Below are 9,575 nucleotides of genomic sequence, written 5' to 3' on the forward strand. Positions count from 1 at the left end.
TAATTCAAGTGAATTTGTTTGAAAGAAGAACTTTAAAAGCTTTATTTTCACCCGATAAAATACCCATAAAACAAGAGGAAGCTCATTTGAGCTTCCTCTTGTGAAAAATTGTGGGACAGCAATGGCCGCAAGGTACTTTGCAAGCCTGCCCGAGTAAAGTATCAGTTTATCCTTGAGTACAGCCATCAATTTAAGATTAAAACGATGTGTCGGGTTCTTAAGATTGCTCGTGCTGGCTATTATGCCTGGCTACATGAACCCGAATCAGGCAGAATAATTGAAGACAAACGGTTATTACAACTGATCCGCTTTTCTTATGATGCCAGTTATGGCATCTACGGTTATCGTCGCATCACGCTGGATCTTAAAGAGCTGGGTGAAAGCTGCGGGCCCAATCGTGTGCTGAAGATCATGAAGAATAATGGTATTACCGCTGTTCGAGGATATAAGAAGCATAAAAGCTATGGTCGCGGTCGCCCTCAGATTGTGCCACCAAATCACTTAAATCGAGAGTTCGCTGTGAACATCCCGGATACTTCCTGGGTGACTGATATTACCTACATCCGTACTTGGCAAGGCTGGTTATATCTGGCTGTCGTTCTTGATTTATATTCGAGAAAAGTCATCGGTTGGTCAATGAAACCTACGCTTGCTAAGGATATCGTTCTTGATGCACTGCTCATGGCAGTGTGGCGACGTAGGCCAAATGAATCTGTAATCATACACTCAGACCAAGGCTCACAATACAGCAGTGGAGACTGGCAGAAATTCTGTCAAAAGCATAATTTGGTTCCTAGCATGAGTCGTAGAGGAAACTGTTGGGATAATGCAGTTGCCGAATCCTTTTTTAGTAGCTTGAAGAAGGAAAGAATTAAAAAGAGGATCTATAAAACACGAGAAATGGCCCGTGCAGATGTATTTGATTATATCGAGATGTTTTACAATCGAATCAGGCGTCATTCGCATCTCGATGGGATGAGTCCAGAAGCCTTTGAGGCAGCTTCAAAATGAGGCTGTCTCATGTCTAGGATACTGGGAGCAGTCCAAATTTTTGGCATAGGATCAGAACGTCATGATTTCTCTGATTGTAGCTCATGTTGAATTATTGGCTACAGAATATAATATGACTTCTGAGAGAAGTTGGTTAAATATTAGATTATAATTTTAAAAATATCAATTGGTTGAGTTGGTGATATGGACTGGAAAGAAATTAGTCAAATCAGAAAAAATGGTGATTATCTACGAGCAAGAGAGTTAGCTCGGACGGAATTGCAAAAGACCCCCAATTCTCTCCAACTAAAGAGCCAAATTGAGTGGACATATTATTCTGAAATAAAAGAAATTACTACTAAGTTAAAACAAGCTGATCCTGTGGATCATAGACTTGTACAGCAGTTAATAAAAACCTATGAAGATTATATTAAAGGAGAAACACGTAGACCTGAAATGGCATTTTCGATGATTTTACAATTGATTTGTCCATATTCTACACAGCTTCCTGATTTCTACAATTATGTGAAATGGTTTGGTAAAGCTGCTTTAAGAGCAGAGGATTGGGAGAAAACTACATATGTTGATAAACAAGGGAAACGACGTCATAGTCTTCCTTTGGCTTACGAGGTGGCTAGAGGTTTATGTAAATGGGCAAAATCGGCCCAAGAGCTTAATAAGGACCAAGCTGATTTTTGCTTAGATTGGGCTAATCAAGTTCGTTCGAAATTATCAGATGAAGATGCAATTTGGTTGGATTGGGATGCTGTCGCTGTTTTAAGGCGTATGGAGAATTATGAAAATGCAAGTCAAGTTTTATCATCGGTTTTAAAGTTGAAAAAATCTGAGTTTTGGGTTTGGGCCGAAGCTGCAAGAATTTATCAGTTTGATCAAAAAGATTTAGCTTTGGCATGTTTTTGTAAAGCTATGCTGTGTAAAACAGAAGAAAAATTTTTAGTTACTGCTCATTTTGATTTTGCCAAGCTTTTAATCAGTTTAGAGATGTTTGATGAAGCGAGTTTTGAAATAAATCAATCAATTAAAATTAGAAATGAAAATCAGTGGAAATTGCCCGATGAATTGAACCGTTTAACTCAAAATAGTTGGTTTGATCCAGATAAGAAAGAATTAAAATTAGCTAAAGAATTTTATGAAGAGCATGCGTCAGATGCTTTGTCTTTATGTTTTGATGAAATTAAGAAAATTTCTGCAACATATTTGGGGCAATTGAAAATAAAAAGAGATGGGAAAAAACCAAAAGAGTTTGCTAAGTTTTCCATTAAAAATGGTAATAATTTTGAGTCGTTACTAGCTAATGGTTTTAATCATCTACAGATGAAGAAAGGAACCGCAGTATTGGTAATATTAGGTATTCAAGAAGATTCCAACCAGAATCTAATCGTAAATGTTGTTGAGCGTATCGATGGGTATGATTGGGATTGTACTAATCAACAGTTTGGCATAATTAGTTATATTAGTGATGATTATGAAAATGTGAGAGTTTTTCTAAACAAAGATAAAGAATTAAAGTTAGATCAAAATATAGTAAGGGCTTTAAAAGATAAAATATTTACAGGTTCTAAAGTGAAATGTTTTTCAACAATTAATGCTAAATCGCAACGAGTTGAAATTTCACATTTAGAGTTAGTGGAGAATGCAAAAATTGCTGATGTGAAAGAGGAAAAGGGAGAGCTACGTAAAAATCCAAAGGGGTTCGGATTTGTTAATGATATCTTTATATCACCAAATCTAATCACAAATATTGAGGATAAAGCACAAATAAATGTGAAAGCAATCTTCAGTAAACAAAGGGATAAAGATACTTACAGTTGGAAAGCAATATCCATTTCATAAAAATAAGCCACTCACTAGAGAGGCTTATATCATTTTAAATATATTTAATAGCTTTCGAGTTTTGGGGAATATCTTTAGTCTCATTAATCTCAGGGAATCTGATCTTAAAATGAGACTCTGTCGAAGAAGTAATAAAACCTATACCCCATAAAGGATGTTGTATTGAATTATGGAGTATGTCACAACCATCTGATACATCTGATACATCTGATACATCTGATACATCTGATACATCTGATACATCTGATACATCTGATACATCTGATACATCTGATACATCTGATACATCTGATACATCTGATACATCTGATACATCTGGGCTCTTTTCTAATTTGGATTTTATAACAGTTGTATCATCTGTACAGAATTTATAACTTTTACTGATGCTTCTTTCTTTTGCAGGATTTTCAAACTGAATAATATAGTTGGTGTCAGTTATCGCTTTGATCGTACCTAAACCAAAACCGATATGTTTAACCTGATCACCTATACTTAATGTAGCAGTTTCAGATGGTAAACTACCTCTATTATTAAATTGTTGTAAAAGAAATGTAAGAAGTTTTTCTGGAAGTTTATTCGGTTCATTAAGTTGGCTTCTATCAAAATCAAATAAAAAACGTGAAGGTAGTTTGTTAGATCCTCTTTCACTAAGACCTTCTGACTCAGTGATATATAATAGATCTTCGGCACGTGTAAACGCGACATAAGCTAATCTACGGTCTTCTTCTAATTTAACTCGATCAGATAAAGATTTTGCATTTGGTAAAGACCCATCATTAAAATGAGGCAAAAATACAGCTTTAAACTCTAAACCCTTTGAAGAATGAATGGTCATAATTTGGATTTCATCTTTTTCTTCATCTTCATCAGCCTCACGAGTGTGTTCATTAATAATATCAATATATTCTGTTAATGAAACTTCCTGTTGTCTACGAATCTCTAATTCTAGAACAGAGTCAATTAAATCCTCTACATTTATAATACGTTGTTCATTGGTACCTTCACGTAAATAGTTTAAATAGCAAGATGCCCGTAAGACATCATGTACTAATGTTGAAAGTTTTGTAACTGATTTTCTACTTCGCATGAGTTCAATAACCTCGATATATTCACGAGCTTTAGTCTTATTGAAATCAGCATCATTGATGTTTTGTAAGTGTTTAAGTGCCTGATAATAACTACATAATTTTAAATCTGATGTATATTCTATTTTTTTTAGTAGAATTTCTCCTACACCTCGTTTTGGTTCTTTAATGCTTTTTAAAAATGAATCATTACAATCTTTTTCTAGCATTTTGATGTAAGCAATGGCTGTTTGAATTTCTTTTTTTGCGTAGAATTTTATGCCATCAGCGATGGTATATGGGAATCCAGCTTTAACGAATGCTGTTTCAATTGGTTTTTTAGAGCGATGAGAGCGGACAATAACAGCTATATTTTTCCATGAATATGGAATTTTTTTATCTTTTTCTTCATATGTCTTTTCTTTAATGATTTTGTTAATTTCATCCACAAGAAATTGCATTTCTTGTTTATCTTTCTTGCAGTGAAAATGCGTAACATCTTCTCCTTTCCCACGCTTAGGAATACTAGATTTATCTATACGAATTGCATTTTTTGAAATGAGTTGATTTGAAACTTCAACAATTTGCTGAGTTGATCGGTAATTTTCGTAAAGCTGTAAGTCTATTACTTTAGGATAGTTCTTTTTAAAGTCCAAGAATACAGAAATATCTCCACCTTTAAAGGAGTAAATAGATTGATCAGGGTCACCTACAACAAAAAGGTTATGATGTTTACCAGCGAGATAGGAAATTAAGGTGTTTTCACGTGGACTGCTATCTTGAAACTCATCAACCATAATATATTCAAGACGGGTTTGCCATTTGTCTAATACATAAGGATCATTTTCGAATAGATAAAGAGTGAATTCTAATAAATCGAAGAAATCGTAATTTGCATATTCTACTTGTCGTGCTAAATAATGTCCTAAAACACTAGAGTGCCGTGATATTTCATCAGTCAGATATCGATAATTTGGTTGAGATAATAGCTCAGCCAATTCATGATTAAAATTCAAAACATTTTCAGCATAGGTATATTGGCTTAGTCCTGTCATTTTATTAACATACGGAGACATGGATTTATAGATAAAAAGTGATCTTTGTAGCTCTTTGAGTTCCCCATCTTTAATTGTTAAATTTAATTCTTTGTAAATATCTCGAAAAGTTTTCTCCAAATGATTATCATCAATAATATTAAATTCTTTTTTAAGGTAAAGTCTATGGGCATCTTCACGAATGACCTTATAGCAGAAACCATGATATGTACTAATTAAAGCACCTTCTAAATTAGTATTACTCATATCTCGGATTCGCTTTTTCATTTCATCTGCGGCTTTACGAGTAAAAGTAATACATAAAATATTATCTGGACTTATACCGTAAGTATCACTCAGGTAGAGATAACGACTAACTAGAGCACGTGTTTTACCAGAACCTGCACCAGCTGTTAAGCGAATATATCCTTCAGTGCTTGTAACAGCTTTAAGTTGAGAATCATTTAAACCGGCTAAAAAACTATTAGTCATATTCAATTCTCCACCAAAGATTTATTAACAAAAGTATTAAGTACAGTTTCTAGATGTTTGGAATGAATGGATTTCTTCATTGGCATAATGCTAGTGATTTGCATTTTTTTGTTACGATAAAGCTTGAAGCTGCTGCTTATACTATCTTTCTCAATTAATAGTTGAAGCTCATAATCCAAAGACTTTGTTGAAACGAGTTTATAGCCAAAACTAACTAGATGAGTTTCTATTTCATTTATAAAATGGGCAAAGGGCGATTGGGGATCGAAATTAATTTTATTCAGAGGGCGATTCATTAGATAAACATGTTTTTTTGATCGTGTTAATGCTGTATAGGCCCATTTAAATCCGTTAACCGTTTTCAAATCATTCTGAGGTCTAGCTAGATTAATATATACATTATCCCATTCGCCACCTTGCGCTTTATGGCAAGTCATTGCATAGCCAAAACGAACATATAACGCATTTATATAGGGATCGTTTTGAATAGCTCTTTTATATTCATCACTTCCTCGCTTAAGGTGAGAGTTTCGTTTTTGAAAATGGACTACGAAAGCTCTAAGATCATTTAAAGAAAGATCAGCTTCTTCTGACCATAATTTATTAACTAAAATTTTGCAGTGTATGCTTTTGTGTTCATTTTCTTTTCTGAGTTCAACGCTTTGAAAAGACAGGTTGGTGGAAAATGATTGACCATCTTTTAAAGGAAAGCTAATAGGAATATTTTCGATGTCCCCTAAGGTTTCAACAATTAGAAAATCACCGTTATATAAGTATTGGGAATTCACCCACGAATTTTTCATTAAAACAAGGCGTTCTTTTTTTTCTAATTTTTGGGGTGATAGATGCAATAGCTCTCGAAAATTAAGATTGATGTTGTGTACATCTTTATTGGTATAGGATAGAAAAATTGAACTATTTCCATAGTCCCACAAATATTTTTCCAAAGCCTCGTTCATTTTTAAATCACAAACTTCAGATTGATTAGTTTCTATAGGGAGTTGTAAAAAAGATTTCTGATCGAGGGCATCTCTTAGTGAAATGGCTGATTTTAAAATTAGACTCTCTTGAAGCTGACGATGGACTTTTGTTAGATGTATATGTTGTACATGAGGTGTATTTAAGTATCCTTTTACAAACTCGGGATTTAATATTTCCGCTGTAGATACGTTAAGTGGAGGAAGTTGGCAAGGATCTCCAAGTAAAATTAGCTTACGTTGACTATGTGATAAATCTAAATAATCGGTTAAATCTTTAAATAAATTTCCACTGCCAAATTTAAGAAAATTTTTTTCATTTGATACTTCATGAGAGAGCATGGATGCTTCATCAATGATGACTACACTGTTTTCCTCAATTTTATCATCCCTTATAGCGAACTCAAGAATTTCAGGAATATCATTTATTGAGTCCTTATTTTTCGTATATAAAAATGAATGAATAGTAGTTGGGGATACCTCTGCTGTTTCAAAAACATGGTTATGTAAAATTTGTGAAGCTCTACCAGTGGGGGCGAGTAGGTAATAGTCTGATTGTAGGTCATTTAATTGTGTTATAATTTGTCTGATTAGAGTTGTCTTTCCAGTTCCCGCACTTCCTGTAATAATCAAAACTTTTGAATTGGTTGATGTCAAAAATTCTTTTATCTGATTTTGAATATGCATGTTCTTAAATTTGAGACTAAAATTTCAAATTAGTTTACGGCTTACATTATATTTTGACTAGTCAGCAGCTCAATATTAGAAAAAAACAGCACCTATTAAGAATGAAAATATTATAACAAGGCTAATCATAATTATTTTTGTTGGGCTAGTTGAATGTTTAGAGTTTAGTTCTGCTGATGATGGGACAGAAGGAGATTTTGAAGGTATATCTACGCGAGAAGAAATTTTCTTTGAATATGAAAGACCTGTTCCAGGAATACCAATAGTAGCCTGTTTACCTTTTTTTGAAATATTGATAGATGCTCCTGGTTTTCCAATGGTTACACTATTGAGCCCATTTTTAGAAATATTCAGCTTAATACCTGGAAGGATTTTGATGCTTTTTTTAAATCGTAAAGACATTTTTTCATCTAATAAAGACTAACTTTTAATGATGTTATTCTATCGTAAAATATTCAACAATTTGTACATCTTATAATAACCCGAATCCTGCTTAAGCCAAGGATTCCATTACTCGAATGGTTGGCTTGTTTTGATGACATAATTGGTAAGCACATAAAGATGCATAAATTCCAGCTAAGTATCCTTCAATGCTTCTCGCTTTACTGGTGACCAAATTATATTGCCCTTTTAACAAGCTGAATAAAGTCTCTATTTTATTACGCTGCTTTAAGTGATATTCATCTGATGTAGAGAGTTGAACAGATTTCATATTCTTTCGATGATATGTAATTAAATCAGCACCTTGTGCTTTTAATCTGCTCTTTAACTCCTGACTAATATAGCCACGATCAGCATAGAGCTTTGCTTTTAATCCTTCTACTAACTGTTCAACCATTTTAATATCTGCTGTATGCCCATTCGATAAAGCTGTACTGACAATGTCTCCTGACTGATTCATCATTAAATGCAGCTTACAGCCAAAGAACCAACCCATTGAGCTTTTGCCGCGGGTTGCAATCGCTGCCAGGGATTTATGTCGTTGAATCCGCTGATTTTTACATACAGGCAGCGTAGTCGAATCTATCCATAAATAATTGCTGGGGCAATCTTTCATCAAGGCAAAGTGTAAAGCATGCAGTGCCAATTGATGTGTTCTGATGAGATACACCATCCGCTGGTAACAAGGTAAATATCTAAAGAGTTGACTTTGACTCTGCTTTAATGAAAAGAAGAATGCTTTAAAATTATTGAAATGTGAGCATTTATACCAAATGGCGATAAACACGATTTCTGAAACTTTCAATTGAGAAGGTCGCGTTCTCACACGCTTGTTGCTGTGTTTTAAAAATCCCCAATAGGTTGCTTCGAATTCCTGAAAAAAGTCATCGATCATGCAGAAGAAATATGTATAGCTAGTTAAATAAACTACGCTACATTTTTTTAAATCCGATATCTATAGCTAGTTAAATAAACTACGCTACATTTCTTTAAATCCGATATCTAATGCTTCCAGGACTGATTTCTGCTGTTGGCTAACAATATGTCTGACTTTTCTTTTGAGCACAGACCAAGCTTTTTCAATTGGGTTTAAATCTGGACTATAAGCTGGCAAATACATAAGTCGGGCATTGTATTGGAGAGCCAGCTGGTCAATTTCTTCACCTTTATGAATTGAGGCATTGTCCAAAATCAATAAATGCTTTTGGTACTGACCATTTTTCTCTTTGGGTAAGCCTTTCAGCAAATATTCAAGCCACGCAGCAAAAGTACTGCGATCACATGAACCCTGAAAGATAAAGGGTGCAATGAATTTGAAAGCTGCACTTGATCGAACAGCACTGATCATACTCAGTCGGGTTCCATGTCCACCTGATTTTAAGGCATGACAACGTTTTCCTTTCTCAGACCAGCCATACTCAGCAGTTTCGTTGCTGTTTATGCCAGATTCATCAATATATAAAATATGCTCTTCACCATATTGCTGTTTTCATTGTGGCAGGAACCATTGGAATACGACCCGTCCTATTTTGCAGGCTTGTCTGTAGAGAAAACTCTTTTTTTATGACTCCAACCCAGCTTTTTTAAAGCAAATAAAATATTGGCATAGCTGACAAAGTAGCCGAACTTTTCTTCAAATAATGGCACCAGATCTTTAGCCTGTGAAAATGGTGTTGTTTCAACAAAGCTTTTAAAAGCCTGTAGGTCTTTAATTTTATAGGGCCGACCAGCTTTTTCGGGATGTGGCCGATTCGCATTTCCTTGCAGTTGCTCGAGCTGAATCCACAGATCTAAAGTCGTTCTTGCGATCTTAAAAACGGTACAGGTTTTAGATTTATTCTGACATTCTTTGTAGTAGTCCAGAGCTTTGTGACGAAGATCATTGGAATATGGCTTAGGCATAACAGCAGTGAACCGTACCGGGTTTGTCGGAGACTTTTTTATTTAAGTTAGGCCACCTGACCTAACGGGTTAATCTTATCATAGTACATTGCTTCAAACTCAAAAGGCGATACATAACCCAGTGCACTGTGTAC

6 protein-coding genes and 2 pseudogenes are annotated in these 9,575 nt (G+C 34.6%); 2 read left to right on the forward strand and 6 right to left on the reverse strand.

Going from position 1 to position 9,575, the window contains the following annotated elements; all coding sequences use genetic code 11:
- Window positions 1-123 precede the first annotated feature (123 nt).
- A pseudogene (locus tag GBN19_RS13150) lies at window positions 124-1,011 on the forward strand (IS3 family transposase); the annotation flags it as partial.
- Window positions 1,012-1,194: 183 nt separating this feature from the next.
- On the forward strand, window positions 1,195-2,844 hold the full coding sequence (locus tag GBN19_RS13155) for a DUF7017 domain-containing protein (RefSeq protein WP_151778450.1): 1,650 nt from the start codon (window positions 1,195-1,197) through the stop codon (window positions 2,842-2,844).
- A 34-nt stretch (window positions 2,845-2,878) separates the two neighbouring features.
- Here GBN19_RS13155 and GBN19_RS13160 read toward each other — a convergent pair whose 3' ends face one another.
- The 6 genes and pseudogenes from GBN19_RS13160 to GBN19_RS13185 all read right to left on the reverse strand — a co-directional run bounded on the left by GBN19_RS13160 (window position 2,879) and on the right by GBN19_RS13185 (window position 9,441).
- The gene (locus GBN19_RS13160) at window positions 2,879-5,434 is read right to left on the reverse strand and encodes an ATP-dependent helicase (protein WP_151778451.1); all 2,556 of its coding nucleotides are present in this window, start codon (window positions 5,432-5,434) and stop codon (window positions 2,879-2,881) included.
- 2 nt (window positions 5,435-5,436) lie between these two features.
- On the reverse strand, window positions 5,437-7,098 hold the full coding sequence (locus GBN19_RS13165; RefSeq protein ID WP_151778452.1) for an ATP-dependent DNA helicase: 1,662 nt from the start codon (window positions 7,096-7,098) through the stop codon (window positions 5,437-5,439).
- 75 nt (window positions 7,099-7,173) lie between these two features.
- A complete protein-coding gene (locus GBN19_RS13170) occupies window positions 7,174-7,500 on the reverse strand; it encodes a DUF4236 domain-containing protein (RefSeq protein WP_151710814.1) in 327 nt (108 codons plus the stop codon).
- A gap of 91 nt (window positions 7,501-7,591) precedes the next feature.
- Window positions 7,592-8,434, reverse strand: a complete 843-nt coding sequence (locus GBN19_RS13175) for an IS982 family transposase (RefSeq protein ID WP_151778453.1) — start codon at window positions 8,432-8,434, stop codon at window positions 7,592-7,594.
- Window positions 8,435-8,518: 84 nt separating this feature from the next.
- Window positions 8,519-9,013: pseudogene (locus tag GBN19_RS13180) on the reverse strand (IS630 family transposase); the annotation flags it as partial.
- Between the two features lie 50 nt (window positions 9,014-9,063).
- A complete protein-coding gene (locus GBN19_RS13185) occupies window positions 9,064-9,441 on the reverse strand; it encodes an IS630 transposase-related protein (protein ID WP_151778455.1) in 378 nt (125 codons plus the stop codon).
- Between the last annotated feature and the right edge of the window lie 134 nt (window positions 9,442-9,575).

This window comes from Acinetobacter brisouii (genome assembly GCF_008993995.1).
GTDB lineage: Bacteria > Pseudomonadota > Gammaproteobacteria > Pseudomonadales > Moraxellaceae > Acinetobacter > Acinetobacter brisouii_A.